Annotated in this window: 22 protein-coding genes, 1 tRNA gene and 2 pseudogenes; 11 read left to right on the top strand and 14 right to left on the bottom strand. The window is 66.9% G+C overall.

Translation table 11 applies throughout. The features are described 5' to 3' along the window. Nucleotides 1–125 precede the first annotated feature (125 nt). A complete protein-coding gene (locus DQP57_RS07625) occupies nucleotides 126–2,801 on the bottom strand; it encodes a helix-turn-helix transcriptional regulator (protein WP_240631703.1) in 2,676 nt (891 codons plus the stop codon). Between the two features lie 1,178 nt (nucleotides 2,802–3,979). Between DQP57_RS07625 and DQP57_RS07620 the strand changes: the two genes are divergently transcribed. The 3 genes from DQP57_RS07620 to DQP57_RS07610 are packed head-to-tail and all read left to right on the top strand — an operon-like array spanning nucleotide 3,980 to nucleotide 6,103. Continuing rightward, on the top strand, nucleotides 3,980–4,381 hold the full coding sequence (locus tag DQP57_RS07620) for a helix-turn-helix domain-containing protein (protein ID WP_240631702.1): 402 nt from the start codon (nucleotides 3,980–3,982) through the stop codon (nucleotides 4,379–4,381). Beyond that, nucleotides 4,350–4,862: a hypothetical protein gene (locus DQP57_RS07615; RefSeq protein ID WP_240631699.1), complete on the top strand. Its 513-nt coding sequence runs from the start codon at nucleotides 4,350–4,352 to the stop codon at nucleotides 4,860–4,862. Before DQP57_RS07620 ends, DQP57_RS07615 begins: the two co-directional genes overlap by 32 nt. Next, complete coding sequence (locus DQP57_RS07610) at nucleotides 4,859–6,103, top strand: DUF6545 domain-containing protein (protein ID WP_112632398.1); 1,245 nt, start codon at nucleotides 4,859–4,861, stop codon at nucleotides 6,101–6,103. Before DQP57_RS07615 ends, DQP57_RS07610 begins: the two co-directional genes overlap by 4 nt. A gap of 22 nt (nucleotides 6,104–6,125) precedes the next feature. Here DQP57_RS07610 and mshC read toward each other — a convergent pair whose 3' ends face one another. The 6 genes from mshC to DQP57_RS07580 all read right to left on the bottom strand — a co-directional run bounded on the left by mshC (nucleotide 6,126) and on the right by DQP57_RS07580 (nucleotide 10,945). Further along, entirely contained in the window at nucleotides 6,126–7,361 is a 1,236-nt protein-coding gene (gene mshC, locus DQP57_RS07605) for a cysteine--1-D-myo-inosityl 2-amino-2-deoxy-alpha-D-glucopyranoside ligase (protein ID WP_112632397.1), read from the bottom strand. Between the two features lie 119 nt (nucleotides 7,362–7,480). Next, complete coding sequence (locus DQP57_RS07600) at nucleotides 7,481–8,185, bottom strand: 3'(2'),5'-bisphosphate nucleotidase CysQ (protein WP_430918428.1); 705 nt, start codon at nucleotides 8,183–8,185, stop codon at nucleotides 7,481–7,483. A gap of 196 nt (nucleotides 8,186–8,381) precedes the next feature. Next, nucleotides 8,382–9,197 carry an SCO1664 family protein gene (locus tag DQP57_RS07595; RefSeq protein WP_346427294.1) on the bottom strand — a complete coding sequence of 272 codons (816 nt, stop codon included), beginning with the start codon at nucleotides 9,195–9,197 and terminating at the stop codon, nucleotides 8,382–8,384. Next, the gene (locus tag DQP57_RS07590) at nucleotides 9,181–9,768 is read right to left on the bottom strand and encodes a DUF3090 domain-containing protein (RefSeq protein ID WP_007770786.1); all 588 of its coding nucleotides are present in this window, start codon (nucleotides 9,766–9,768) and stop codon (nucleotides 9,181–9,183) included. Before DQP57_RS07590 ends, DQP57_RS07595 begins: the two co-directional genes overlap by 17 nt. Before the next feature lie 72 nt (nucleotides 9,769–9,840). Beyond that, nucleotides 9,841–10,602, bottom strand: a complete 762-nt coding sequence (locus DQP57_RS07585; protein WP_112632395.1) for a histidine phosphatase family protein — start codon at nucleotides 10,600–10,602, stop codon at nucleotides 9,841–9,843. Nucleotides 10,603–10,642: 40 nt separating this feature from the next. Next, on the bottom strand, nucleotides 10,643–10,945 hold the full coding sequence (locus DQP57_RS07580) for a hypothetical protein (protein ID WP_112632394.1): 303 nt from the start codon (nucleotides 10,943–10,945) through the stop codon (nucleotides 10,643–10,645). A 132-nt stretch (nucleotides 10,946–11,077) separates the two neighbouring features. Here DQP57_RS07580 and DQP57_RS07575 point away from each other — a divergent pair, with 132 nt between their 5' ends. From DQP57_RS07575 to DQP57_RS07550, 6 genes are all read left to right on the top strand, one after another. Beyond that, nucleotides 11,078–12,145 carry a YncE family protein gene (locus DQP57_RS07575; protein WP_112632393.1) on the top strand — a complete coding sequence of 356 codons (1,068 nt, stop codon included), beginning with the start codon at nucleotides 11,078–11,080 and terminating at the stop codon, nucleotides 12,143–12,145. Continuing rightward, nucleotides 12,142–12,411 carry a DUF5703 family protein gene (locus DQP57_RS07570; protein WP_112632392.1) on the top strand — a complete coding sequence of 90 codons (270 nt, stop codon included), beginning with the start codon at nucleotides 12,142–12,144 and terminating at the stop codon, nucleotides 12,409–12,411. The genes DQP57_RS07575 and DQP57_RS07570 overlap by 4 nt, the downstream gene beginning before the upstream one ends. A 32-nt stretch (nucleotides 12,412–12,443) precedes the next feature. Beyond that, nucleotides 12,444–13,514: a quinone-dependent dihydroorotate dehydrogenase gene (locus DQP57_RS07565; RefSeq protein WP_112632391.1), complete on the top strand. Its 1,071-nt coding sequence runs from the start codon at nucleotides 12,444–12,446 to the stop codon at nucleotides 13,512–13,514. Nucleotides 13,515–13,581: 67 nt separating this feature from the next. Further along, on the top strand, nucleotides 13,582–15,105 hold the full coding sequence (locus tag DQP57_RS07560; RefSeq protein ID WP_112632390.1) for a PucR family transcriptional regulator: 1,524 nt from the start codon (nucleotides 13,582–13,584) through the stop codon (nucleotides 15,103–15,105). A 282-nt stretch (nucleotides 15,106–15,387) separates the two neighbouring features. Then, nucleotides 15,388–15,915, top strand: coding sequence for an Rv1733c family protein (locus DQP57_RS07555; RefSeq protein WP_240631698.1), 528 nt, complete (start codon nucleotides 15,388–15,390; stop codon nucleotides 15,913–15,915). Between the two features lie 291 nt (nucleotides 15,916–16,206). Continuing rightward, entirely contained in the window at nucleotides 16,207–16,746 is a 540-nt protein-coding gene (locus DQP57_RS07550; protein WP_112632388.1) for a GreA/GreB family elongation factor, read from the top strand. Nucleotides 16,747–16,912: 166 nt separating this feature from the next. Here DQP57_RS07550 and DQP57_RS07545 read toward each other — a convergent pair. From DQP57_RS07545 to DQP57_RS07535, 3 genes and pseudogenes are all read right to left on the bottom strand, one after another. Continuing rightward, a pseudogene (locus DQP57_RS07545) lies at nucleotides 16,913–18,270 on the bottom strand (HNH endonuclease signature motif containing protein). 125 nt (nucleotides 18,271–18,395) lie between these two features. Beyond that, nucleotides 18,396–18,926 carry a YbhB/YbcL family Raf kinase inhibitor-like protein gene (locus tag DQP57_RS07540; protein WP_112632387.1) on the bottom strand — a complete coding sequence of 177 codons (531 nt, stop codon included), beginning with the start codon at nucleotides 18,924–18,926 and terminating at the stop codon, nucleotides 18,396–18,398. A gap of 36 nt (nucleotides 18,927–18,962) precedes the next feature. Further along, nucleotides 18,963–20,336 carry a M20/M25/M40 family metallo-hydrolase gene (locus DQP57_RS07535; RefSeq protein WP_430918405.1) on the bottom strand — a complete coding sequence of 458 codons (1,374 nt, stop codon included), beginning with the start codon at nucleotides 20,334–20,336 and terminating at the stop codon, nucleotides 18,963–18,965. Nucleotides 20,337–20,448: 112 nt separating this feature from the next. Between DQP57_RS07535 and DQP57_RS07530 the strand changes: the two genes are divergently transcribed. Continuing rightward, nucleotides 20,449–20,534 (top strand) — tRNA-Leu (locus DQP57_RS07530). Here DQP57_RS07530 and DQP57_RS07525 read toward each other — a convergent pair. From DQP57_RS07525 to DQP57_RS07505, 4 genes and pseudogenes are all read right to left on the bottom strand, one after another. Beyond that, a complete protein-coding gene (locus DQP57_RS07525; protein ID WP_112632386.1) occupies nucleotides 20,516–22,162 on the bottom strand; it encodes a recombinase family protein in 1,647 nt (548 codons plus the stop codon). The two genes, DQP57_RS07530 and DQP57_RS07525, sit on opposite strands and share 19 nt — an antisense overlap. Nucleotides 22,163–22,348: 186 nt before the next feature. Next, nucleotides 22,349–23,838, bottom strand: a pseudogene (locus DQP57_RS07520) (replication initiator). Continuing rightward, nucleotides 23,831–25,276 carry an FtsK/SpoIIIE domain-containing protein gene (locus DQP57_RS07515; protein ID WP_112632385.1) on the bottom strand — a complete coding sequence of 482 codons (1,446 nt, stop codon included), beginning with the start codon at nucleotides 25,274–25,276 and terminating at the stop codon, nucleotides 23,831–23,833. The pseudogene DQP57_RS07520 and the gene DQP57_RS07515 overlap by 8 nt, the downstream one beginning before the upstream one ends. A gap of 104 nt (nucleotides 25,277–25,380) precedes the next feature. Next, nucleotides 25,381–25,725 carry a hypothetical protein gene (locus tag DQP57_RS07505; RefSeq protein ID WP_005086573.1) on the bottom strand — a complete coding sequence of 115 codons (345 nt, stop codon included), beginning with the start codon at nucleotides 25,723–25,725 and terminating at the stop codon, nucleotides 25,381–25,383. Nucleotides 25,726–25,979: 254 nt separating this feature from the next. On the opposite strand from DQP57_RS07505, the gene DQP57_RS07500 reads away from it, so the two are divergent. Next, nucleotides 25,980–26,780 (top strand): hypothetical protein, encoded by an 801-nt coding sequence (locus DQP57_RS07500; protein WP_112632384.1) that lies wholly within the window; start codon nucleotides 25,980–25,982, stop codon nucleotides 26,778–26,780. The last annotated feature ends 5 nt before the right edge of the window (nucleotides 26,781–26,785 follow it).

Below are 26,785 nucleotides of genomic sequence, written 5' to 3'. Positions count from 1 at the left end.
CCTCTCATGGGCGGGAGCGTATGGCCCCTCAAGCAGGCATCATCGGAATCCACAGCTAAGTCGAGTGGTGCCTGCGCAGAGATAGAGTGGCGGCCCGCCGAAATTCATAGATTATCTATGGAGAGTCAGCCGGTCCGGGGGTGGTCGTGGCGTCCGTAACCCAGGGACTCGTCGTCACCAAGTGACAACTCGCCTCGCGCGGACGGCTCCTTGCGGGTAAGGCAGATGAGTTGGTCGCGATTGTTGATGCCGAGTTTGGTGAAAATCCGGTACAGGTGTCCCTCCACCGTGCGTACCGAGATGACCAGCCGATCGGCGATCTGCCGGTTGGACAGGCCGGCCGCGACCAGCATCACGATCTGGCGTTCGCGGCCGCTGAACGGAAGCGGGCGAGCCGACGCGTCGACCGACGGGGTGCGTAGACCGCATTGACTGGCCAGCGCGTGTGCGCGGGTGGAGGAGTCGTATTTCTTCGTGCGGTCGCCACGGCGGGCGTGTTCGCCGGCGGCCTGAGCCGACGCGTCGGCGGCGAAGGCAAACGCGCCAAGGTCAGCGAACCGATGTGCCGCGGCGTCGAGCAGATCGCCGTCGTGCCGCGCCAGCCCGCGGGCATGGTCGGCGACCGCCTCGGCCAACGTGGTGTTCAGGATGCGGGCGAGCTGCTCCAGCCGCGTGGCCTGCGAACGATCGCCGAAACGCACGGCGGCATGGCGCGCCTGTAGTTCGACGGCGTGCATCCCGGCGACTCGCGCGGTTTGTGCCGCGCGCAGCGCATGCGCCTGGGCACCCGTGGTGTCGCCGGCGGACACCCGCTCCCAGGCCCGGGCGAGCTCGAGTTCGGGCAAGAACACCGCAACATGCGGTCCGTAGGCCTTCTCCGCGCGCCGCAGCGCCGCCGCCGCCGCGGCATTGTCCCCCCGCCCGCCCTCGGCCTGCGCATGGCGGGCGGCCACCAGGACCAACCACGGCGACGGAAACCCCTCAGCGATCACCGCCTGCGATTTGACGAACGCCGCGCACGCGGACGCGAGCTCGCCGCGTGCGACGTGCACGAGGCCCAGCATCGCGTTCACCATGGCCTCCAGTTCTGGAAGGCCGTTGGCCATCGCGGAATAACGCTTGTAGGCGCGCTCGGCCGTGCGATCGTTGCCTGCGGCGATCGCGGCCATGACCTCGGCCATCCCGATGTTGAACTGATGCGGCCCCAGGCCGCACAGCGTGGCCGCATGCAACCCGACGTCGGCCACCCTGCTGACGTCAGAGAATCGGCCGGCCGCCGCCAGGGCGCCGCAGGTGGGGAAGGCAGCCCACACCGTCGCAATCGGTAGTAAATCGGACTCGCATAGGGCTGGACCAAGCGCGATGGTCGTCTCGACGTCGCCTCGGAAGTAGCCCATGGACAGCTCCAGCGCGTCGATCAGCTGCATGCCCGCCTCGGAGGTCACCCGCTTTTTCACGTCATCGAGGGCCCGGGTTGCGGCTTCGGCGTCTGCGCAGCCCCAGTACAGGTTCGCAGCGCGCAGGCAGCCCCAGCGCGCTACCAGCCATTCGTCCCCGCCGTCGGGTTCGGCGTCGATGAGCACGGAATCGGCCTCCTCGCCGCGGCCCTGCCAACACACCGCCTCGGCAAGCACCAAGGCGGCCGGCACCCCACCGCCGCGATCGAGCGCGAACCTCGCCAGGTCCTCGCCCAGCACCACATTCGACATCGCCAACGCGTCCGCGGCGGCCTCGGTGACCACGTCGAGGTCGGGCTCCAGGTCGCTGCGCATCATGAACTGCGCCAACCGGATTCGGCCTTGCAGGCCGGGCAACCTGAGCACGCGTCCCCCGGCCCGCTCGTGCTTCTGCAGGGCCCGCGCCAGCTTGCCGTTGACTTGCCTCGCGCGCACCATCCCGGCATGCCGGGTCGCCGCTTCACCGAGCATGGGGTGACTCAACTGCGCCACCGCGTGGGACCCGTCGGCGACCAACTGGATCAGACCGCGCCGCTCCAGGCTCGCCAGCGCCTCCGCATCGCAGATGTCCCGCAGGACCTCCCACTTCAGCCGCTCGGCGGTGGCAAGGATCTCGACCACCTCCAACTCGTCCGGACTCAGGGATTGCAGCCGAAACTCCAACGCGTCGCGCAGTTCGCGGTCGGCGCACAACGGTCCCCGAAGTTGCCAGCCCTCTTGGGTCCGAACCAGCGCGCCACTTTCTTGGCCGGCGGCCAGGAAACCGCGCAGTAGCAACGGATTTCCCGCGCTGCGCTCGAACAGCTCGTCGACCAGTGGGAAATCGACGGGACCGTCCAGCACCGCCCCGGCCAGCAGGGCGGTCTGCTCGCGGGTGAACGGATCGACGTGAACGGTGAGCAATATGCGTTCCTTCAACAACGCTGTCACCGCATCCGAGACTGGCTCACCGGACCGGATCGTCACGATCAGTCGCGCGCTGCGCCCGGCCGCCAGCTGATTGACCAACGTGGCCGACAACGGATCGAGCAGCTGCGCGTCGTCGACAACCACCACCAGGTTCTTCTCTTGAGCCAGCGTCTTGTGCGCAGCGGCCAGCATGACCGCCGGTTCGTGGGTCACCCCGAGGCTGACCGAGCGAGAGAACGCGCCGAGCGGCACTGCGTAGCCCGTTTGAGTGCCGAGCGCGAATCGCACTGTCCGGCCGGCTGATTCAACCGTTTTCGCCAGCATGCGCGCCAGCGTCGACTTGCCCACCCCGCTGTCGCCGACCAGCGCCACCCCGTGAAATTCGCCGTTACTCAGGGCCGCCAGAGACCGCCGCAACTCCAGATCTCGCCCCACAATGGGCCACGTGGACCCGACTTCCCCCGACACCAGAAAACCCTAATTTTTAGCGAGCGAGCACCGGCGCCTTGGCGTTTCGCAAAGCCAGGGCGGTAGCCAGTGGATAGCGTTCCAAAGTCCAGATGGGCCGGCAACCAGCCCAAGCGGTAACGGCCACACGACGCTCTTGTGGCCGACGATGATCACGACGCGGGTAGCGACGCAGCCGACCGTTCACTGACGGCCCTGCGCGCCCGCTCGTCGTGTGCACCGGACTCATCCCTTCTGCAGTCCAGCAATTACCGAAAAATATACGCCAATCTGCACCTGGCAGCAAATTGTTTCGACCCGCCGCGATTCGACACCCGTGTAAATTAATATCCAGGTTATACAGGTGTTTCATAGGTTCGAACGGCGGATCAACGGGGGGCTCATAGCAAACTCTTATCCACAGCTGGTCCCGCTTCTGGCCGACCACCGAGCATACGCGCAGAACAAATTTTTGGCCCCGCATCGCAGCCATAGCTAACACCGCCGGACCGGTGTCGGCACCCCTGGAATTCACGTCTCAGTGCCACATCTGCGTCCGAGGGGGTCCCTTCCTACGCGACGTCGACAACGGGTCAGCGCCGCCATCGAAGCGGCGGTCGAGTTTGCCGTTCTTGCGGACGGCCTCCGACACCCTGGTCTATCGCGCTTCGCCACGCTTCGCCGATTCGGACGAGGCCCTAACCCAGCAGGGAAGACCTTCGAAATCCCCAGCCTCCCCGCGGGAAGGCGGACCCGGCGCTCTGGTGCCCGCCCCTCGTCGTTCACCAGCAAAGCCGGGTCCGTAGGCGAACCGCGCCGCACGTCGATCGCCACACCCGGCCGGGCACACGCCGCGGCGAATTGTATACGCCAGTACACGCCGGAAATTCAACCGTACACTGATGAAAATGCAAGACGGAACGCCGCGCGCCTGTGCATAACCGAGATGAAGCGCTTCACCATCCACAGACGCCGAGGTCGCAGCCGCGCACCGAAAAGTTTTCGCGAGTAGCGTTTCGGGACCGTCGAGGAGGACCGCCCTGTAACATGAGTACACACCGCCAGAGATCAGATGAAACGAGAGTGCATTGGCAGCCGATGGCGTCACAGCCAACGGATCCAACGACGGCGAGCTGGCGGCCCGGCTGAACAAGCTGTTCGAGCTCATGCGCAAGGCCGGCACGCCTCCGTTGTCCAACGCCGCGGCCGCGGCGGCGATCACCGACAAGACCGGCGTCCCGATCAGCCCGGCGTACCTCTGGCAGCTCAGAAGCGGCATAAAGACGAATCCCACTGTCGCGCATTTGAGGGCGATCGCCGATTTCTTCGGCGTGCCGCCGTCCTATCTGATCGATCGCGGCACCGACCCGGCGATCGACGCGCAACTGAATCTTCTACAGGCATTGCGTGATAACGGCGTGCGCGATCTGGCGGCGCGCGCATCGGGGCTGACACCCCAGGCCCTCAACAGCCTGGCGGCGATCGTCGACCACCTCCGCGAGCTTGAACGGCTGCCCCCGATTTCTTCGCAGAGAGATGACCAACGAGATGGCGGCCTCGAACGCTGACATACTCGCGCTGACGCGCGACCTCCCGATTCCGGTGCCGTGGGACCGGAACGTTTTCATCGAGAACTTGGGCCAGATGCGCGGTCGCGCCATCAGGCTGGTCCCGACGGACACCGCGACGCTAGCGGACAGCCCCTGCGGAATTTGGCTGGCCTGCGATGACGAAGACCTGATCCTGCATGAGGTCGGCACCACGGACTACCACATCGACCAGATCGTGGGCCACGAGATCGGGCACATCTTGTTGGGTCACGGTCGATGTGGCGGTGACGGCTTCGACGAGGCGCCCGAATACAGGGTGTGCCGCCAGGCCCTGCCCGACATCGATCCCGAAACGGTCCGCGCGGTATTGGGTCGTGGCGACTACGCGAGTGATCAGGAGCGCGACGCGGAGATGTTCGCTTCCCTGTTGCTGATCGCCGCCGCGGAGGCTACCGAGCGTCGCTCGATGATGCGCAGCGCCTTCTTTCGTCGCCAATGACCTCCATCATCCCGGGTATCGTCGCGTGGCCCGTGATCACGATCATGGCGATGCTTCTTGCGGCGCGGTTCCGGTGGTGCAAGGCGAACCTGTACCAGACCTACTTCAACAACGTGATGGCCTGGCTGCTGCTCGCGCAGCTGCTGCGCGAGCGCCGGGTGGAAGCGATGTTGTCTACAGGCGCCCTCATGAGCGTGACCACCGCCCAGCAATTGTCCTGCGTCGCAATGATATTGGCGGACGCTGAATTCATCGGCTTCACCATGCTGTGGAACCGGATCTCACCGGAGGCGACGCGTCGCAGTCACCGCTATTACCGCGTGGCCGCCGTTGCGCTGTCCGCGGCTTTCCTGGCCGTGGGCACCCGTGCTCGCGTCGCGGGTCAGCCGTTCGAGGTGGCCGGCGGCTGGGATGCGGTGTTGGCGTTGAGCCTGTACCTGACCATCCTCGTCACCCTGGTGGTGCGGTTGCTGTGGATGTTCGGCGCGGAGCTGCTCAGGGCCACCGACACGCGCGAATTGCTGCTGGCGGCCGCCGGGGTGCTTGCCGTCGCCCTGACGGCCGCAGCCTGCCTGGAGGCGCTGGTGTTGGCGGTGAGCGACCAGCTCGGCTGGACCGACACCGTGCGGTTCCGGATGCGGGTGCACGGATTCGAAGTCCTGTGGATGGCCGTCATCGTGTATCTCTTCGGCGCGGTTCCGCTCGCCGTGCGGCTGCATTCCTTTCTTGGACTCGACCGCGTCAGCCGCATGTGGAGAAGTCTGCAGCCGCTGCGGCTCAGCATGACGACCGTGGTCCCGGAAAGCAGTTTCGACCTCGAGCACGACGACCGCCGGTTTCAAAAGACCACGCTGCAGCTGCACCAGACCGTCATCGAAATCCGCGACGCGATCCTGCAGCTGCGCCACTATGTCCGCACTACCTCTGAAGACGAGCTGGCGCGTTTCTTCCGGACATATTCCGTGCCGGCCGACGAACGCGCTTCGGCGACAGACGCTTTCGAGCTGGCGCGCGCGGCCGAGGCCAAGACCGCAGGGGACAGCCCCGCGACGCCCGACCAAGCCTTGGTGGTCAATTCCCGGTCCACCAACCTCTACGAGGAAGCCGCCGATCTGTCGGCACTGGCGAAATGGTGGACAGCGGCCCAACATGCGGCAACCGAACATGTGGCAGCCGAACATGCGGCAACCGAAGGGGTCATCGCGGAGGGAACCAGCCTGGGAAGCGGCCAGCCTGCGTGACCCAGCGCATGTCCCGCCCGGGCTAGACGGCCACGCCCAATAGCGCATCGATCGCCGCAGCCACCCGCCGGGGCGCCTCGGCGTCGTGACCCCCGTAGTCCAGCGCGTCGGTGACCCAACCATCAAGCGCAGCAAGGGCTTTGGGAGTGTTGAGATCGTCGGCCAGGTATTGGCGCACCCGCGCGATCACGTCGGTGGCGTCCGGCCCGGCCGGTAGCCCGCTGGCGCGACGCCAACGGAGCAGCCGGGCGACGGCCTCGTCGAGCACCTGGTCGCTCCAATACCGGTCCCCGCGGTAGTGCCCGGCGAGCAGCCCGAGCCGGATGGCCGCCGGCTCGACACCCTGCGCGCGCAGCTGGGACACCAGGACCAGGTTGCCCCGGCTCTTGGACATCTTGTGCCCGTCCCAGCCGATCATGCCGGCGTGCACGTAGTGGCGCGCGAATCTCCGCTCGCCGCGGACACATTCGGCGTGCGCGGCGGTGAATTCGTGATGCGGGAAGATCAGGTCGCTGCCCCCACCCTGAATGTCCAAGCCACTGCCGATGCGGCTGAGCGCGATCGCCGCGCACTCGACGTGCCAGCCCGGGCGCCCGGGGCCGAACGGCGAGGGCCAGCTCGGCTCCCCCGGCCGCGCGGCCCGCCACAGCAGGGCGTCGAGCTGGTCGGTTTTGCCGGACCGTTGCGGGTCGCCGCCGCGCTCGGCGAACAGTCGCAGCATGGTGTCGCGGTCATAGCCGGATTCGTAGCCGAACTGGCGCGTGGCGTCGGCGCGGTAGTAGATGTCCGGGTATTCGCCGTCGACCGCGTACGCCGCGCCCGACGCGAGCATCTTCTCGACGAGTTCGACGACCTCCGCGATGGCCTCGGTCGCCCCGACGTACTCGCGGGGGGCCAGGACGCGCAGCGCCGCCATGTCTTCGCGGAACAGCGACACCTCACGCGCGGCCAAGTCGCGCCAGTCGATGCCGTCCCGCTCGGCGCGCTCGAGCAGCGGATCGTCGACGTCGGTGACGTTCTGCACGTAGTGGACCTCGTGGCCGAGATCCAGCCACTGCCGGTAGATGAGGTCGAACGCCAGATAGGTTGCCGCGTGGCCCAGATGGGTCGCGTCGTACGGGGTGATGCCGCAGACATACATCGTGGCGGTCGATCCGGCCGCCACGGGACGCACCTGTCGGTCCGACGTGTCATACAGCCGAAGCTCCGGGCCGCGCCCCGGCAACACGGGGACCTCTGGGGAAGACCACGACTGCATGGCAATCAGCCTAGGCGGGCGACGACAGCCGCCCGAAAGGCAGCCTCGTCGAATACACGGACCGGCCGCTCTCGGCCAAAGGCTGACGCGCCGGCCCGGCCGCAGCCGGCCTATCGCCGTTAGGTGCCGCGGATGGCGCCCAGCAGGATGGGCGCCAACTCGGCGCGGCACATCACGAAGTCGGGCAGATACGGGTCGAGCTGGTTGTAGCGCATCGGCGACCCATCGAGCCGCGACGCGTGCATGCCGGCGGCCATCACCACCCCGGCGGGGGCCGCCGAATCCCACTCCCACTGGCCGCCCGCGTGCACGTAGGCGTCGACGTCCCCGTCGATGATGGCCATCGCCTTCGCCCCCGCCGAGCCGATCGCGACGGGCTGGATCGGCAGCGTCTGCCGCATCCGGTGCAGCACCGCGGGAGGACGGGTGGCGCTGACGGCGATGCGGATGGTGTCGCTGACGCCGACGCGCGCGGAATCCGCGGTCACGGTGTCGCTGCGGTAGACGATGTTGCCGCGGGCCGGCAACGACACCGCCGCGTCGGTGATTTCGCGCTGGCCGTTACTGGGCCGCTGCCACAGCGCGATGTGTACCGCCCAGTCGTCGCGGCCCGGCGTGGAGAACTCCCGGGTGCCGTCTAGCGGGTCGATGATCCACACGCGGTCGTGGTTGAGGCGAGACAGGTCGTCGTAGGCCTCCTCGCTGAGCACCGCGTCGTCGGGCCGCTCCGCGTGCAGTCGCCGCAGGATCAAGGCGTTCGCCAGGCTGTCGCCAGCGTCGCCCAGCGCCCAGGGATACCCGAAGCCGACTTCGTCACGGACCATCAGCAGCAACTCCCCCGCTTCGGCGGCGAGATCGGCGGCCAGCGCGGCATCGGTCGGGTCAGCCAGATCGTCCGCGCGGTTGCTCACTGGTTCAGTATCGCCGACGGCGTGCCGCGGCCCGCACCGATGGCGGCGGGCGGCTGCGACCTATGCCGGCAACCCGCTGCGCCCGGCTGCGCCGCGCTTGCGATCACCGCTAGAAGGCCGGCCACGGGATGGGGCGATGCCGGTTGGGTCCGGGCATCACCGGGCGGTCCAGCAGCGCGTGCGCGCGGGCGCGCAGCGCACGCACTTCGGCCCGGGTGATGTGCTCGGTCAGCTCGTCGCCGAAATGATCGTCGAGCGCGTCCGCCAGTCCGGCCACGGCTTCCAGGGTGTGATCGTCGATCGGCTTACCGGCCCACCCCCACAGCACCGTGCGCAGTTTGTCCTCGACGTGCAGGCACACGCCGTGGTCGACACCGAAGATGTGGCCGTCGAGGTCGCGCAGCACGTGGCCCCCCTTGCGGTCGGCGTTGTTGACCAGCACGTCGAACACCGCCATCCGCCACAGGCGAATGTCGTCGGCGTGCATCAGGACGACCTCGTCGCCCGCGTAGTCGAGGGCGCGCAGCACCGGCAGATAGCCCGGCTGCTTGGTGCCGGCGGGAAACAGGTCGACCAGATCCGGCCCCGGCCGCGGCTCGGTGTCCACGGCGTCGCCGGGTTGCTGCACCCATTTCTGCAACATTCCCGGACCCGCCGGGCCGTGCCGAATGATGGTGTAGGGCACGATATTCCAGCCCAATTTCGCCGACACCAGATACGCGGCCCGCTCGCGGCCGGCCAGCGTCCCGTCCGGGAAATCCCATAGCGGCGCCTCCCCCGCGACGGGCTTGTAGACGCAGTGCACGCTTGACTCACCAAGCGTCGACTCACACAGGAAGGTGCCGTTGCTGGCCGAGCGGATCCGTCCGATGACCGTCAGCTCGCCGTCGCGCAACACCTCACGGTCGTCAGACCTCGGGGTCATCGTCAGGCCCGAGCAGCGCACTGCGCCGATATCCGTTGGCGCGCGCGCAGATATGGCCCTCCGGGTCCAGTGGTTCGTCGCACAGCGGACACGGCGGCCGCCCCGCGGAGATGACGCGATTGGAGCGGGTGGCGAACTGGCGCGCCGACTCCGGCGTCAAGAACACCCGGACCGCGTCGGGACCCTCCTCGGTGTCGTCGAGCACCACCGAGGCGTCGAACTCGGCGTCGGTGACCGCCAGCAGCTCGACCACCACGGTCTGGGCCTCCGAATCCCAGCCCAGGCCCATGGTTCCGACCCGGAACTCGGCGTCGACGGGGGTGACCAGCGGATCGAGGTCCTCGATCTCGGCGGGCTCCGGTGGAACGGGCGTGCCGAACCTGCGGTTCACCTCCAGCAGCAGCGCACCGATGCGCTCGGAGAGCACCGCCACCTGCTGTTTCTCCAATATCACCGACACCACGCGGGCGTCGTGCACAGCCTGGATGTAAAACGTGCGATTTCCGGGCTGGCCAACGGTCCCGGCCACGAAGCGGTCGGGTGTGCGGAAGACATGAATTGCGCGGGCCATGGCACTTCCCAAAATACCGGCAGTTGCCGTCGCCGTGCGATCCGATGGTGCCAGCCGCCGGATTAATCCGTATTAATCCGTGGAACCGCCGACCACCGCGTCGCTGGACGGCACTCCCGCGGCCGGTTGCTGCGCCTCCCCGTTGGACCCGGGGCCGGTTTCGGGCTTTGCCTCTTCCTTCGCCGGGGGCCCGGCGCGCAAGGACGCGGACAGACGAGCGCCGGTGTGGTTGACGTGCAACACAAACGGGCGCAGTTCGGTGTAGCGGATCACACTGACCGACGCCGGGTCGGCGGTGACGCGCTGGAAGCCGTCCAGGTGCAGGCCGTACGCGTCGGCGATGACCGCCTTGATGACATCCCCGTGAGTGCAAGCGACCCACAGCACGTCGCCGCGGCCCTCCTCCCCGGCTTCGGCGGCCAGGCGGCGGTCGTGCTCGCGCACGGCGGCCACGGCCCGGGCCTGCACCTGCGCCAGGCCCTCGCCGCCGGGGAACACCGCCGCGCTGGGGTGCGCCTGCACGACCTTCCACAGCGGTTCGCTGACCAGGTCGCCGATCTTGCGGCCCGTCCATTCGCCGTAGTCCACCTCGGCAAGCCGATCGTCGACGAGCGGCGTCAGGCACAGCGCGTCGGCCAACGGTTCCAGGGTGCGCCGGCAGCGCAGCAGCGGCGAACTGATCAGCGCCCGGATCGGCAGATCGCCGATCCGATCGATCAGGCCGTCGGCTTGTTCGCGGCCCTTGTCATCGAGGTCGACGCCCTCGGAGCGACCGGCGAGGACGCCGGCCGTGTTCGAACTCGAGCGGCCGTGCCGTAACAGGATGACGGTCATATCGACCACGACGGTACCCGTTGGACGGGCCCCTCAATGACTAGCGCGAGACCGGCACCGCGTGCGCTATGGAGTCGCGCACCGCAGCGCTCAGGCTGCGCTCGTCGGTCAGGTCGATGTCGACCACGTCGCGGACCGCCGTGGCAACCACCTCATCGGCCTGCGGAACGGGCCCCGCCAGGCGGGGCCGGTAAATCTCGACGACCAGGGATCGGTTCTCGATGTGGAACGAAAAGCTCCGTCCATCACCGACTTGTCCGTATCCGCTAGCGGCAATGCCTGTCGACATGTCCTCGACAGCAAACTCTTTCTGCGTCAAATGACGGTCAGCGGTGACGGCCATGAGCCGACCATACCTCGCCGGTAGGGTCGGATGCAGGCGGCGTGGCCCCTGTGGAGGCGACAGCGTTCCTTAGAATTTGGGTTCCGCTTGTGTTCCGCTTGCGTTCCGCCGCCACACCGTGAGGGAAATGAATTGCTGTCACGACCGTCGCGCCGGATACGCGCAGTTCGGGGCGGTCTGACGACTCTCGCGGTTTCGCTGTGGGCGATAGCCGGATGCTCATCCAATCCGCTCGCTGGCGCCCCGCACACCATCGAACCGGCGCACGCCGCCGTGTCGCCACCCGCGTCCCAGCAGCCGGCCGGCGCGGTGCGTCCGCTGGCCGGTCACGCCGCGGCGGCGGTCTTCGACGGCGGCACGCATCAGCTGGCCGTCCTGACGCCGGGCCCCGACCCGGCCGCCCCGGCCAGCATCACCGTCTTCGGTGACGCGCAGGTCACGCCTCGCGTGGTCGAGTTGCCGGGGCCGGCGACCGCGTTGGCCGATGACGGCCGCGGAACCGCCTACCTGGCAGCCCGCGGCGGCTACTTCGCGGTCGAGCTGCTTACCGGTCGGGTGACTCAGGTGGCCGTCGCCGACGCCTCCCAGACCGAATTCACCGCGGTGGCCCAGCGCGCCGACGGCAAGCTGGTGCTGGGCAGCGCCGACGGCGCCGTCTACACCCTTGCCTCTCAGACGCCGGGCACCGTCACCAGCGCGACCGTCGCCAACCGCAACAAGATCTTTGCGCGCGTCGATGTCCTTGCCACACAAGGCAATACGACGGTGGTGCTGGACCGCGGCCAGACGTCGGTGACGACGATGGGCGCCGACGGTCATGCCGAGCAGGCGCTGCGCGCGGGCCGGGGCGCCACCACCATGTCCGCCGATCCGGCGGGACGGGTGTTGGTCGCCGACACCCGCGGCGGCCAGCTGCTGGTGTACGGCGTGGACCCGCTGATTCTGCGCCAGGCCTACCCGGTTGGGCAGGCGCCGTACGGCCTGGTCGGTTCCCGCGCGTTAGCCTGGGTTTCGCAGACCGTTTCCAATATCGTCATTGGTTACGATTTGTCCACCGGAATTCCCGTCGAAAAGGTGCGTTACCCGACCGTGCAGCAACCGAACTCACTGGCCTTCGACGAAGCGTCAGGCACCCTGTACGTGGTGTCGGGTTCCGGTGCGGGAGTTCAGGTCATCGAGCACGCGGCGGGCACGCGTTGACCGCGGCGCGGCGGAGCCGGCTGCCCGCGGGCTGGGACACCGAGATGTCCGACGAATACGAATGGGCGCCGTTGCGTTTGCCGCCGGACGTCACCCGCGTCAGCGCGTCCACCCGCTTGTCCATCGAGGCCGAATACCGCGGCTGGGAGTTGACCAGGGTGCGGCTCTACACCGACGGCAGTAGGCGAGTATTGTTGCGCCGCAAAAAGTCTCGTCTGGACGGCGCCGGCTCCGAGGGGCGACGGCCCGACCAGCCGGAACTGTGACGGCCGTCCGGCCACGCGAGCGCGGGCACCGGATGTACGGCGTGCTGCGACAGCTGTTTTTCGTGATCCCGCCCGAGCGGATTCACACACTGGCGTTCGCGGTGTTGCGTGGTGTCACCGCGACCGGGTGGACGCGGCGGTTGTTGCACCGGTTGCTGGCTCCGACGGATCCGGCGCTGGCCAGCACGGTGTTCGGGGTGCGCTTTGCCGGCCCACTGGGGCTGGCCGCCGGCTTCGACAAGGACGGCCTGGGCCTGCTCACCTGGGGCGCGCTGGGCTTCGGGCACGCGGAGGTCGGGACGGTCACGGCCCACCCGCAGCCCGGCAATCCGGCCCCCCGCATGTTCCGGCTGCCGGCCGACCGGGCCCTGCTGAACCGGATGGGCTTCAACAACCTCGGCGCCGGCGCGCTGGCGACGCGGCTCGCGCGGCAGCGGCCCGAGGTGCCGATCGGGGTCAATATCGGCAAGACGAAGGTGACGCCGGCCGACGAGGCCGTCGACGATTACCGGGCGAGCGCCCGGCTGGTCGGCCCCCTGGCGTCCTACCTCGTGGTCAATGTCAGCTCGCCGAACACGCCCGGGCTGCGTGACCTGCAAGCGGTCCAGACGCTGCGACCCATCCTTGCGGCGGTGCTCGCCGAGACATCCACACCGGTGCTGGTGAAGATCGCGCCGGACCTTTCCGATTCCGACGTCGACGAGATCGCGGACCTGGCAGTCGAACTGGGCCTGGCCGGCATCGTCGCCACCAACACCACCGTGTCGCGGCAGGGCTTGCGGACGCCCGGCATCGACGAGCTGGGTCCCGGTGGCATCTCCGGACCGCCCGTGGCACGGCGCGCCGTGGAAGTGTTACGCCGGCTCTACGGACGGGTGGGTGATCGCCTGGTGCTGATCAGCGTCGGGGGCGTCGAGACGGCGGACGACGCCTGGGAGCGGATCACCGCGGGCGCGTCGCTGCTGCAGGGCTACACCGGCTTCATCTACGGAGGCGGCTTGTGGGCCAAGCAGATTCACGACGGCATCGCGCAGCGGCTGCACGACGGCGGCTTTGCCTCGCTCAGCGATGCCGTGGGCTCGGCGACCCGTACGCCGGACTAGGTCATGCGGCTCCGTCTCGCTTGACTCCTGGTTAGGCTGGGCACCAGTTCGGCATGAGGAGCGGCTGGTGATCACGTTGGACCGCCTGGTGAATGTGCTGGGTGGTTACGGCGTCCGATTGCGGTGGTCGTCGGTGCCCAGATCGACTGAACTGCGCAGCGTGGTGATCCACGACGCCGCGCCGGACCGTGCGGTGGTAGGCGATGTACTGCTGGCCATCGGTGCCGGCTCGGTTCGCGAAGCGGCACAGTGGGCAGCTTCGGCGCGTGCTGTGGTGGTGTTGGTGCGCGACGGGCAGGGGCCTGTCGCGTCTGACAGTGGCCCCGGGGTCGGCGCGATCATGGTGGTCGACGAGGCGGTCACGTGGAGCGAGCTCGCTATGGTCGTCTACGGACTCGTGCTGGAGGGCCGTGAGACTGAATCCGGTCGTGGCCCAACGGATCTGTTCGCGCTCGCCGATAGCCTGGCGGACGCAATCGGCAGTTCAGTTGTGATTCACGATCGGCTGTTGCGCGTATTGGCGTATTCGAAGCTGCAGCAACATGCCGATCCGGCACGGGTGCAGACCATCCTGGAGCGGCAGACACCGGAGCGGCTGCGGGCATATTTCGATACGCGGGGCGTATTCGCACACCTGGGGGTCTCTGACGAGCCGCTGTTCGTCCCCGAGGATTCCGAACATGGCTTGATCGGCCGCATGGTGGTCGCCGTGCTCTCCGGAGGAGAGCTGATCGGGTCGGTATGGGTCGCCTGTTCGGCGCCGCTGGACGAAGCGGCGCGCAGCGCCTTAGCCGAGGGTGCCCATACCGTGGCCCTGCATCTTCTACGGTCACGAGCCAGCGCCGACTTGGAGCGCCAAGTCGAATCCGAACTGGTGATCCAGTTGCTGGAAGGCACTGCTGATGCCCCCATGGTCGCGAGCCGGCTGGGTCTGCCGCTCGACGATTTGAGAGTTATTGCGCTGCAGGCGTTCATCGGCCAAGAACGCGATGCCGCTTTATTGTTGGCGTTCGAGCGCGCCACCACCGGCTTCGGCTGGTCTCGGCCGGGCCGCAGCGCTTTGGCGGGCAATATCGTTTACACGCTGCTACCGAGTGGGCAGGCCGACGCGGCGCTCCGCTGGGTGACCGGTCTGCGGGCGGCCCTGCCCGAACACATGAGGGTGTTGGCCGGCGTAAGTGGCGCGGCCGACGTGACAGACCTCGCCGCTGCGCGCCGGGAAGCCGAGGAATGCCTTTCGCTGCATGAGATGTCACCCGCCGCTACGCCTCCGGTTTATGACGAGTCATGGGCTGACATCCTGCTGCAGCGGTTACGCACGGCGGCGCGCTCGGGGCGGTCCCCATCCCGTGGCCCGGTGGCCGAGCTGGGCCGGCATGATCGCGCCAACGGCACGGACTACGTGGCCACGCTGCGTGCGTGGCTGGAGGCCCAGGGCGATCCCGCCGAAGCCGGCGAGCGGCTGGGAGTGCACGAAAACACCGTGCGTTACCGGCTGCGCAAGATGGCCGAGATCACCAACCTGCCGTTGAACGATGCCCGAAAGCGGCTGGCCATGATGATAGAACTCGCGGCCATCGACACCGATTGACATCGGGCAATGTCGATGCCCGACAATGCGCGCCAGCGCAGTTGTCTTGTTGCGGCAAAGCCCGCGCCAGCCATCTGAACCATCATGAAGATAGCTCACTCAGAGGCCGGGCTTGACTCAGGTTGGTTCAGCCCGCCTTGCGCTACCTCAGCCCACACCGACCATTCGATAGGAAACTCGATGTCCACCCCGGAGTCCGATCATCAACGGAGGGCCGACCGCCAACCAGACGATGACGCCGCGATGGAGGCATTCACCGTGCCCGTGCCGCGGAGGCTGTTGGTGCGGCTGTTCGGTCGTAACCCGCTGATACGCACCACAGACCGGGTAGAGGCGCTGATTTTGGTGTTCGCCGTGGCGATGTCACTGATCGCCCTGCCCATCGGCGCCGCCGTGGGCACCGCGGTCCACGATTCTCGAAGCCGTCTCTATGCCGAGCAGGTCCAGACTCGCCGCCCGGTGACCGCAACGGTCACCGGAGACAGTCACCCGCGCCGCAACCTTGATAGCCCCACGGTGACGGTCCCCGCCCGATGGTTCGCCGGCGGGACCGAACGCACCGGCGACGTTTCCGCGCCGCTGACGGCCAAGATCGGCGACGATATCGAGATCTGGGTAGACGACCAGGGCCTTCCGGTTGCCCGACCGCTCAACACCGCCCGCGATGACGCGCTGGCCATCGCAGTGGCGACATGGTGGGGCGTGAGCCTTGTGGCTGTGGCCCTGTTCGCCCGCGCACGGGTCACCCTCGACCGGCTGCGCTACGACCGATGGCAACAGAGCTTCGATCGCCTCGTCGAGCGACAATAAGCGGCGCGGCCACCTTCAATCCCCAACCCATCCCAATTGCCGCGTGAGCCTCCGCGAGGCGCCCGCGGCGGCGGCGTTGTGGGCGCGTGACAACGCCGCGCACTGCCGTTGTCGGTTTACGGCAAACACGATCGTGCCGGCGCAGGCCACCATGGAATTAACGGCTACACGAAAAGCTTTGAACCGCATCGGAATTTCGCCCACCGTGGGCGTCCGAGTCGTCAGTGGCGGCTGCCCACATCGGCCCGCCCCTGACGACGCTCCCCGTCACACGAAAGGACACCACTCGACATGACCGGCGCCAAGCCCATCTGGATGACACGCCAGCAATACGTCCGCCTGCGCAACAAACTCAACGCGCTGCGATCGGGGCTCATCGTTGAAACTCCTGACGACGCAATGGACTTCGACGGGAATCGCGTAGCGCTCCAACGGCGTATACGTAAGATTCAAAAGCTGTTGTCCAAGGCCGTCATCGGCGAGGATCCCGCCGGTGACTTTATCGCCGAACCGGGGATGGTATTGACCATCCGCTACGACGGCACCGGCGAGACCGAGACTTTTCTACTCGGCAGGCGAGGCAGCGAGGGCGCCAACATCAAGGTCTACTCCATGGCGTCGCCCCTGGGCCGCGCGATAGCCGGCGCGCGTCCGGGCGAGAAGCGCATCTACTCAATTCCCGATGAAACGGGACGACTGGTGACGCTGCTTGAGTCTGTGCCATATGACATGCACCGAGCGCAAGTCGACGAGCCACCGACAGCCCATCCGCGGGGCAACGCTCGGTCGCGCATCGCTGCCGACCCCGTCTATTCGGGCGTGAGCACTTGATCTTCGAAGTCATCGACCCGGTGACGATAATGTTTCTCCTGCTAGCGGGTTTGGGCCTAATCATGGCGCTCGCGTACGGACGCATGTGAGCCGCCGCCGAACATCTCGCCTGGATCGGCTTTGCCTCGCTCGGCGAGGCCGTCGGCTCGGCGACCCGCACGCCGGACTAGGTCAGGCGGCGCCGTCCCCCTCGCTCAGCACATCCCGGGTGATGGAAGGTGTTGGTGCGCGGTTGCCCACGCTCGAGATGCGGCGGCGGTATCCATTCGGTATCGCCGTTCGCGCGTTTTCGGGTGGTCCAGCCCTTCTCAAGGAGCCGGTGGTGTGGTCCGCAGGCCAACGTGAGCTGGTCGATGTCGGTGCGGTACGTCTTGGCAATCGGCGACGTGGTGGACCTCGCAGTAATAGCCGGACACGTCGCAGCCGGGATGCGAACACCCGCGATCCTTGGCGTACAAGACAATTCGTTGGCCGGGTGATGCCAGCCGCTTGGTGTGGTAAAGCGCCAGCGCCTTGCCCTTGTCGAAGATCGCCAGGTAGTGGTGGGCGTGGCGGCTCAGGCGGATCACATCCGACATCGGCAGCATGGTGCCGCCACCGGTCAAACCCCTCCCCGCCGCGGCTTCGAGCTCGCCAAGGGTGGTGGTCACGATGATGCTGGCCGGTAATCCGTTGTGCTGTCCCAACTCTCCGCTGGCCAGCACAGCTCGCAGCGCCGCGTTGAGCCCGTCGTGGTTGCGCTGAGCGGGGGTGCGGCTGTCGTGCTGCACCGCCTGTTCTGACGGGGCGCCGTCCACGACCGGCGTGTCGTCGTCGGGATTGCACATCCCGGGCGCCGCCAGTTTGGCCAGTACCGCCTCCCAACCGGCGCGCGCCTCCGGCGTCAACCATCCACTCAGGCGCGACATGCCGTCGGCTTGCTGATTGCCGAGCACCAGCCCGCGCGCCCGCGCTCGATCCTCGTCGCTGTAGCTGCCGTCGGGGTTGGCAGTCCATCAGGCGGCGCGCGAGCTTGGCGAGCTGATCGGGACGGAATTCGGTCGCCTTGGCCGCCAGCTGTCTCTCGGCGTGCTCACGCGTCTCGACGTCGACGGACTCGGGCAGCTGGTGGAAAAGCCGACGGATCACCGCCACGTGGTCGGCGCCGATCGCCCCGTCGCGCTGGGCCGCCGCCGTGGCGGGCAGCATCGGCGCCAACGGCTCGCCCGTCAGCGCCCGGCGCGGACCCAGGTCGGCGGCCTCAGCGATCCGGCGGCCGGCTTCGGCCCGGGTGAGGTGCAGGCGATCGGCCAGCACCCAGGACAGCCTGCCACCCGACTCCGTTGAATCCCATTGCGCACCAATCTGATTGATGAGCTGATGACTTGGCGCTTGGAGTCTGCGCGTTACGCATTCGAGTCTCTCCAACATTCGCAAGCGTTCCGGGTTGGTCAGCGCCCCATACGAGTGCTCTGCAAAGCGAGAGGCCAGAGCGCACAGCGCTTCGATGTCCTGCTGAAGCTCCTCGCGGTCGGTCACCGTCATCAGCACCGCCCGGCCATCATCGAACGCATGTTCGAATACTACGACCGCCCACCGACAACAATCGCCACGGTGAAACCGCCGAGACGAAAGTGGCGCAAGTGATGTGGGCCCGAAAGCCCCCCGACCTACTTCTGTTCGTAGGTGGCGTGGATGACCGCCCGCGCGATGGCGTGCTGGAACAGGTTGAACCCGAGGAAGGCCGGGCTGGCGTCCTCGGGCAGGTCCAGCTTTTCGGTGTCCACGGCGTGCACGGCGATGTAGTACCGGTGCGGGCCATGGCCCGCCGGCGGCGCGGCCCCGATGTAGCGGCGCTGCCCGGCGTCGTTCACCAGCGTCAGCGCATCACCCGGCAGGTTGCTGCCGTCCCCGGCGCCGGCGGGCAGCTCGGTGACGTCGGCAGGCAGGTTGGCCACGGCCCAGTGCCAGAACCCGGAGGCCGTCGGGGCGTCGGGGTCGTAGACGGTGACGGCGAAGCTACGGGTCTCGTCCGGGAAGCCCGACCAGCTCAGCTGGGGGCTGACGTCTTCGCCGCCCGCGCCCATGATTCCGCTGACTTGCGGCTTGTCCAGCGGCTGGCCGTCGGTGACCGATTGCGAGGTCAGCGTGAAGGTCGGCAGCTTGGGCAACGATGCGTACGGGTCAGGAGCAGTGCTCATGGCGGTCCTCTCGTGTGATCGGCTTGCGTCTGTCATCTAGCAGTGGGTCAGGAAGTGGGCCAGCACGTCGGTGCCGAACCGCAGCGCATCGATGGGTACCCGCTCATCGACACCGTGGAACAACGCGGTGAAATCCAGGTCCGGCGGCAACCGCAGCGGGCTGAAGCCGAAACAACGAATACCCAAGCGCGCAAACGACTTTGCATCGGTGCCGCCGGAAAGCATATACGGCACGGTGCGGGCGTCCGGGTCGAACGCCAGCACGGCGGCGTTCATGGCGTCGACGAGGTCGCCGTCGAAGCTGGTCTCGTACGACGAGAAATCCTTGATCCACTCGCGCGTCACGTCCGGCCCGAGCAGCTCGTCGATCTCGGCCTCGAACGCCGCCTTGCGGCCGGGCAGGATCCGGCAGTCCACCACCGCCTCGGCGACGGCCGGCACGACGTTGGCCTTGTATCCCGCCTTGAGCATGGTGGGGTTCGCGGTGTCGTGCAGGACGGCCTTGAGCATGCGGGCCATCGGTCCCAGCTTGTCGACCGCTCCGCGCAGGTCCCCCGATTCGGTGTCGAAGGTGAGCCCGGTCTCCTCGCTGACCGCGGCGAGAAACTGCGCGACCGCGTCGGTCACCACGAGCGGAAACTGGTGGCGGCCCAGGCGGGCGACGGCCTCGGCGACGGCCGTGACCGCGTTCTGGTCATGCACCATCGACCCGTGCCCGGCCGCGCCCCGGGCGGTGAGCTTCATCCACGAGAGCCCCTTCTCGGCCGTCTCGATCAGGTAGAGCCGACGTTCGCCGCCGTCCCGGCGCGGCACCGTGAGCGAGAACCCGCCCACCTCACCGATCGCCTCGGTGACCCCGTCAAAGAGCTCCGGTCGATTGTCGACCAGCCACTGCGCTCCGAAGGTCCCGCCGTGTTCTTCGTCGGCGAGGAACGCGAAGATCAGATCGCGCGGCGGCACGATGCCCGCCCGCTTCAGGTGGCGGGCCACCACGATCATCATGCCGACCATGTCCTTCATGTCGATCGCGCCGCGACCCCAGACAAAGCCGTCTTTCACCGCTCCGGAGAACGGGTGCACGCTCCATTCGGTCGGTTCGGCCGGGACCACGTCCAGGTGCCCGTGAATCAACAGGCCGCCCCGCGACCTGTCCGCACCCGGTAGCCGGACGAACACGTTGCCGCGGCCCGGGGCGCCGGATTCGACGTAGTGCGGCGCGTAGCCGACCTCGGCGAGCTGCTCGGCGACCCACTGCGCGCAGTCGGCCTCCCCCTTGGTCGTCTCCGGTTCGCCGGTGTTGGTGGTGTCGAACCGGATCAACTTGCTGACCACCTCGACCACGTCGTCGCTCGGGTTGGTTGGCTCCTCGGTCGCCCCGCTCTGAATGGTCACAACCACCTTTCCTACCATTGCGGCGGCCGGACGGCTCGATGCCGATCGTCGACACGTCTGCGGGAGCTGGATTGGGTTCGCGGTCGACGATCCGATAGCCTTAGCTGCCAACCCATGCTGGTTTGGCCTTGTCCGAGTGGCGGAATGGCAGACGCGCTAGCTTGAGGTGCTAGTGCCCTACTAATGGGCGTGGGGGTTCAAGTCCCCCCTCGGACACATCCGGCGACACGACTCAGGTCGGCTGTCGCCGTGACTCGCCGCAGGTGCGGATCGTAATCAAGACGCAGACCCAAGCTTGCGTACACCTGAGCGCGTTCCGCCCCGGTTGCCGCACCGAGGATGGCCGACAGCCCGCCCAATTCTTCGACCAGCTGGCTGATCTGTGCGGCAGACATGACATGGGGCCGCTCCGTGCGCTCAAGACGTGCCCTCAGCTCGTCGCGCTCGGCCGTGCGACGACGCAACGCAGCAGTCAAGTCCTCAACGGCCACACCAGACTCCACGGCCGCGACCAAGGCGGCAACCTTGCTATTGACCTCGCTCAGCTCGCGCTGCAAGGCGGCGTGGCCAGTTCTCGCCGAGGGGTCCATCTCCTGCCCGCGGGCGAGGTCTTCTGGATCGGCCAGGGTGGCGATCCATTCGTCCAGTCGTGCGGTCACCTCGTCTTCCCGAAGATAGACGGTGCGCGGATGGTCACTCAGGTCCACAGGTACGGAACGCGACTTGCCCAGCTCACATCGGTAGAGGATGCGCGTTGTTTGCTTCCCTGGTCGGGCGGCACCCTGCATGCGGCGTCCACATGCGGCACAGAACAGCAGCCCGCGCAGCGCATATGGCACCGTCGATTCTCTGCTACACACAAGACCCGGACCCCGCCGCGCCTGCATCCGAAGTCGGACAGCCCGCGCCAGCTCGTCAGTGATCAGCGCTTCGTGCGTTCGCCGGTCAGGTGCGATCCAGTCGACCTCGTCACGCCACCGCATGCGAGTCTCGTACCCGGCAGCGACATCGTCGGGGTTGACCAAGACCTCGTATTTCTCCTGCTTGCCCCACACACGAATACCGCGGTACGCCGGGTTGTCGAGGATTGCGCGGATCGCCGAATGGGACCATCCGCGCGGATCACGGTGCCGGTTCCGCTCCGGGTCATATTGGCTTGGTGATGGCACTCCATCGTCGGTGAGCTGCTGTGCGATGAAGCGCAAGCCAGCACCATCGGCGTACATGCGGTAGATCCGCTCGACGACCGAACATGTCGCGGGGTCGGGTTCGAGACGATGGAGCCGCTGCCCAAGACTTGCCTTGGCAGGGTTGGGATGCGGGCCGGCATCGACGAGTCGATACCCGTACGGTGGGCGACCGCCGAGGTATCTGGTTGTGTCCTGCGCGAGTGCCGACATCGCGGTACGGACGCGCATCTGGATTCGTGCGCGTTCTCCCTTGCTCATACCGCCGAAGAGCGTCATCACGAGGTCGTGTGCCTCGGATCCGGGATCAACCGCTCCGCCGACTTCAGGCACCCATAGGCCAACCCCGTAGTGCGTGAGCACCGGGAAAGTGAGCGCAAATTGCGGTCCGTAGAACGCGCGAGCAGGTTCCCCGATCACCACGGCATCGAAGCCACGGTCACGAGAAGTGACATCTGCAAGCAGACGTGAAGCCTCCGGTCTGCGTTTCCAGGGAAGCGAACGGCTTTGACCTATATCGAAGTAGTCGACAGCGAGGACTCCGCCATGCGGAGTGATCAGATCGATGGCACGACGTTTCTGCCAGCTGCGGCTCGCCTCGGGATCTTGAGCGTCCTCGGTACTCACTCGGCCATAGAAAGCGAACCTGAGGCTCATGCCACTTCCCTTCGTGATCCGCGGGTCCGGTCCCGCACAGCCAGTATGACGTTTACCAGCGCGCGGTTGGCCTCGCGCGGAAGCCGATTCCGGTTCGGCAGGTCAATTTGAACACCTCCCTCTGACATGCTCGGTGCATTAATTCGAGCGTCACATTCGGAGCGAGCATGTGGGGTTGGGCATCGTTCAGCCATCGCTTGCCCCTGGTGGATCCCAATGCTGGCTGCGTGTGTGGCGACGGGCTTCCACTAGTCCGATGCGGCGGATGTGAATACGTTGGAGGGCCGCGGAATAGACGAGACTGCGATCGCCGAGGCTGCCGGGGCCGGCACGGTCAAACTCCCACGCCACCAGATCATCGCCACCGGCGAAGTCACAGTCGGGATCGTATTGGTATGCAGTGCTTTTCGAGCTTTCCTCACGCGTCCAAATGGCGCGCTGTTCGCGCAGCACGGTCATGGTAGTCGAATAACGGCGGGATTTGCTGGTGATGTGGCCGCGGAATCCGAGGGTGTGCAACCACCGCCCGATGCCGGACAGTCCTTTGTCCGCGAGATCGCTGATGGTGGTCAGGATGGTCCGCACATGCTCGGACACGTCCAGGTCGGGTATGGCTTCCGTAGATAGGCGGCGTGCGCTGATTCCGAGGGCTGCCAAGGATTTGGTGACATACTTGGCGAGATAGCGCGCCACCAGCCGGCTAGACATGGACCGGCCTGAGCCTGAATTGTGCTCATTTGGCGGCGGATCCACCGATGCGGTTAGCGGTTGGGTGTCGATCTGTGTGCCGAACCGTATCGTCTGCCCACCGCCATCGGCTGTCGGGTCGTTGACGGTGAGTGTGACGGTGCGGATGGCGTACTGGATGACCCTAGCGAGTTCGACTGCACCGATAGGTGATTCCCACCCGGGGCGGTCAAGGTCGTCGTGGGGATCCAGGCGGATCAGTGCGTGGATGTGTGGGATAGCGCGGGCTTGCAGTTCGACGATCTTGATGAAGCTCACTCGCACCGTATCCGGGTCAACTCCGGCGGCTTTCAGGCTTTTGCGTAGGGCGCGCCGCAGGGTGATGGTGAAGCGTCGCCACAGTTCGGGCAGGTGCCACGTGAACAGCACATGCCCGGCATAGTCGTAGCACTCCGGACACAGCGGCTGGCCGACCCGCTCGTCGCCATGATCATGGGACATGCTGCACCACAATTGTTTTCCATGCGGGCAGCGTCGGTAGCCGCCGACCCGGTGCTGGTCGCGGCACACCTGCGCTGCCTTCTCCCGTGACTTCGTGGCGGTGTGGACGGCCCCGAAGCTCGGTGCGGTGAGAGTGACAAACACTTGCGGATGATCGGCCACCGTGGTGGGCATGCCGTGGTGACCGCCAGCGGCACCGGCGTGCACGAGTTGCCAGGTGTCGCGGGGTAGAGATCCGAGCAGGAGGGGCAGATGTGGGCGCGACGGTTGTTGCAGCGCGTCCATACCACCCGCTGACGCCCGTACTCATCGGCACCGATCAGCTGGATGGGGTGGGCGCAGAATCCGACGGATTCTGCTCGTCGCCACCAGGATTCGTATCCCATCGAGGCGGCGCGCCGCACCATCTGCTCGACCACCCGGGCGGTGTCAGCTGTATCCGGAACACCCGGTAGGACAAGCTGCGCCGATGTCGTGGAGCTATTCACCGCTGCCCTCACTCGCGGTGTGGCCGGTATCGGTGTTGTGTGGCTGGTGGGGCTTGTTCGGTCGCCTCGCGGTTCGGCGGAACCGGCTGGCCAGGGCGGTAATGTCGTGGTCGGTGACGTGAAAGGCCCGCACCCGCTGGGCGTGGGCGGTGCCGTCAACCATCATGTAGCCCACCCCGGGGGTGGTGTCGGGGATGCGGTCGCATTCTGCCCCGGCATCGCGCGCCCCTTGGCCGAGGACCATGGTGGTTTGGGTGGCTTCGGTCAGCCGCAACCCGATCCGCACCGTGAACAGCTGCCGTACCGGCAGGGTGTCTTTGGCCGGGTCTTGGACCGCGGCGACCACGCTGATGCCGACTGCGCGGCCTTGGGAGAGCAGCAGGCCCAGGAGTTGTTCGATTTCGGTGCGGACCTTGCGGTCGGTCACGTATGCGGTCAGTGCGGCGATCTCATCGATCACCGCAACGAACAACGGCTCCGACGTCGTGGGGGTGTGTAGGCGGGTGTGGCCGCGCAGACGATTCGCCCGGGCGTGCATCACCGTGACGAGCTGGCGTAGCAACTCCAGGGTGGTGTCGGTGGCGTCGTGGGTGAACACGGTGAACAGGGGTGCTCCGGCACCGAGTTCCATGCCGCCTTTGGGGTCGATGACACACAACCCGACCAGCCCGGTCTTCACCGCGGGGGCAATGCCGGCGATCAACGACCACAGCACTGAGCCTTTGCCTGCGCCGGTTGCCCCGGCGATCAGCACGTGGTGACCGAGCAGCGGCACCTGCCACCAATGTCGCGTTTCGGTGATCCCGACCCGCACCGACACCAGATCGACCGGGGTGGCCGGGGTTGGCATGGGCAGGGCGATCGGTTCAGCCAGCACGTCTGCGCGCATTAACGTGATGCGCAGTTCGCCGGGCGAGATGGCGGTGATGCTGATGCGGCCGGCGCGCCACGCGGCGGCCAGCGCGTCGGACTGTTTATGCCAATCTGCCACGGACTGGCCGGTGACGATCCGCACCACGAGCACATCGGTGGTTTTACCGATCGTCACCGTGCGCAGGGTGGGAGTGAGAGTGCGTCCGCCGAGGGTGGCGGTCAGGCCGTGCAAGGTGCAGATCGATTCCCAGGTGCGGGTGTAGCGCGACCACGTGAGCCAGCGCCGCCGTACCGGTTCGGTCACCCAGGCGCGAAATGACCCCGGTTGGAGCCAGGCCCAGCCCGCATACCCGGCACTGCACACGATCGCGCAGATCAGGCCCACGCGTGGGCCGTGGCTGATAGCAAGGACGAGGCTGGCGATGATGGGCACGCTGATCGCCGGGAACAGCACCGCCCACCACAGCACATACCCGGATGCGGTGAACAGCGACATGACCAGTTCTCCGAACCAGTCGTCATCGCCTGATCCACTGTTGGTGGTGTTCTTCTTGTTCGATGTCATGAGAGATGCCCTCCGTGAGCGTGTGGTCAACAGCAATGCCCGGGGTGTCGGGGTGGCGGGGTGCGATGATCTGCTCACCGCACCCCACACCCGCTTGGGGGTTGTTACTTCTGCGGGCGTGTCTGCTCACTCGGCGCAGCACCACTGGCGGTGGCGGCGGTGAGGGCATCAGCACGGAACGCCACCCCGCTGCGATCACCTTGGGCCCACGGGATGGCCACCAGACCAACTACCGAAACAGGCTGCGTGACTGTCACTTTGGGGTCTCCTGCCACAGTGACAATGAGCACTTCGCCGCCGGAGTCATCCAGCGCGAGGACCTGGGTGGCGTACATCGGCATCCCGGTGGCGGTGTCGACTTTCGGGGCGCCGGTTTCGAAGTTCAGCCGTGGCTCAGGAGCGCGGGTGACGATAAAACGAGTCCCAGACGTATCGATTCTCAAACGCATTGTCCTACTGGTCCTTTCGTGAGCTGTTGACGCCGGTCCGGCGCTGGACTCAGTTCACGTGGACATCACGGACGTTGCGAGAGACATATGCCGACATTTCCGACACATCCACGGGCATTTCGGACACGGCCCGGACATACCCACGGACATCACACCGGCACTATCGCCGCCGGGTGGCGGCAGTCGCATGGCAAACTAGACACCACGCGCTGAGGGATGGATACGGACGACACGGGAAGATGTGCGCTGGCACGATGGACGAGCAGGACGGCACCGAGGCCGCCATCACTCCCAACGATCGCCTCGTGCAGCGGCTACACGCCAAAGGTCTGTCCTCGCAGCGGTTCGCCACCGCGGTGGGTGTCGATATCAAGTCGGTGCGACGCTGGCTGGCCGATAGCGACTACAGAATTCGCGAACACAACGCCCACAGAGCCAGCGAGGTGCTCGACTGCACCCCGCATGACCTGTGGCCCAACCAGTACCCACCCTCCACCGCGAGCGCAGTGGCAACAGCGTCTGCGGGTGGGCCGTTCACCGCGACCCTGTATGCCAGCCGCACCCAGCTACCCATCACCATGTGGCAGCAGCATTTCGCCGACGCCACCACCGGCATCGACATCCTCGTCCTGGCGGCCACGTTCCTGTTCGAAACCCTCGACGGATTCCTCGACACCCTGCTCGCCGCCGCCGCCCGCGGTGTGACGGTGCGGTTTCTCGTCGGGGACCCCGACACCCCCACCACGATCCTGCGCGGCGAGGAGGAAGGGATCGGCGAGGCCGTCATCGCCCGCTGCCGCACGTCCGTGGAACTGCTCGCCCCTCACGCCGGCACCCCGGGGCTGGACATCCGCACCCACGACACCGCGCTCTACACGTCGATCTTTCGGGTCGATGACGCCATGATCGTCAACTTCCACATCTACGGCTCAGCCGGGCGCAACAACCCTGTGCTGGTTCTGTCACGTCACCACGAGCCACGGCTCTGGGCCACCCTTGAAGACGCTTTCACCCAGGTCTGGGACCATGCCAGACCGCTGACCTCGAAAGGCTGACCCCG

The sequence above is a fragment of the Mycobacterium colombiense genome (genome assembly GCF_003284935.1).
Lineage (GTDB): Bacteria > Actinomycetota > Actinomycetes > Mycobacteriales > Mycobacteriaceae > Mycobacterium > Mycobacterium arosiense_A.
Note: the sequence above shows the minus strand (reverse complement) of the source record. Positions and strands in the feature narration are given on the sequence as shown.

Bases quoted from the DNA above. Each gene is read 5' to 3' on its own strand.
- DQP57_RS07620 (WP_240631702.1), top strand. From the start codon at position 3,980: ATGCGCAAGGCCGGCACGCCTCCGTTGTCCAACGCCGCGGCCGCGGCG.
- DQP57_RS07615 (WP_240631699.1), top strand. From the start codon at position 4,350: ATGACCAACGAGATGGCGGCCTCGAACGCTGACATACTCGCGCTGACG.
- DQP57_RS07610 (WP_112632398.1), top strand. From the start codon at position 4,859: ATGACCTCCATCATCCCGGGTATCGTCGCGTGGCCCGTGATCACGATC.
- mshC (WP_112632397.1), bottom strand. From the start codon at position 7,361: ATGCAGTCGTGGTCTTCCCCAGAGGTCCCCGTGTTGCCGGGGCGCGGC.
- DQP57_RS07600 (WP_430918428.1), bottom strand. From the start codon at position 8,185: ATGGTCCGTGACGAAGTCGGCTTCGGGTATCCCTGGGCGCTGGGCGAC.
- DQP57_RS07595 (WP_346427294.1), bottom strand. From the start codon at position 9,197: ATGACCCCGAGGTCTGACGACCGTGAGGTGTTGCGCGACGGCGAGCTG.
- DQP57_RS07590 (WP_007770786.1), bottom strand. From the start codon at position 9,768: ATGGCCCGCGCAATTCATGTCTTCCGCACACCCGACCGCTTCGTGGCC.
- DQP57_RS07585 (WP_112632395.1), bottom strand. From the start codon at position 10,602: ATGACCGTCATCCTGTTACGGCACGGCCGCTCGAGTTCGAACACGGCC.
- DQP57_RS07580 (WP_112632394.1), bottom strand. From the start codon at position 10,945: ATGGCCGTCACCGCTGACCGTCATTTGACGCAGAAAGAGTTTGCTGTC.
- DQP57_RS07565 (WP_112632391.1), top strand. From the start codon at position 12,444: ATGTACGGCGTGCTGCGACAGCTGTTTTTCGTGATCCCGCCCGAGCGG.
- DQP57_RS07550 (WP_112632388.1), top strand. From the start codon at position 16,207: ATGACCGGCGCCAAGCCCATCTGGATGACACGCCAGCAATACGTCCGC.
- DQP57_RS07540 (WP_112632387.1), bottom strand. From the start codon at position 18,926: ATGAGCACTGCTCCTGACCCGTACGCATCGTTGCCCAAGCTGCCGACC.
- DQP57_RS07535 (WP_430918405.1), bottom strand. From the start codon at position 20,336: ATGGTAGGAAAGGTGGTTGTGACCATTCAGAGCGGGGCGACCGAGGAG.
- DQP57_RS07525 (WP_112632386.1), bottom strand. From the start codon at position 22,162: ATGAGCCTCAGGTTCGCTTTCTATGGCCGAGTGAGTACCGAGGACGCT.
- DQP57_RS07515 (WP_112632385.1), bottom strand. From the start codon at position 25,276: ATGACATCGAACAAGAAGAACACCACCAACAGTGGATCAGGCGATGAC.
- DQP57_RS07505 (WP_005086573.1), bottom strand. From the start codon at position 25,725: ATGCGTTTGAGAATCGATACGTCTGGGACTCGTTTTATCGTCACCCGC.
- DQP57_RS07500 (WP_112632384.1), top strand. From the start codon at position 25,980: ATGGACGAGCAGGACGGCACCGAGGCCGCCATCACTCCCAACGATCGC.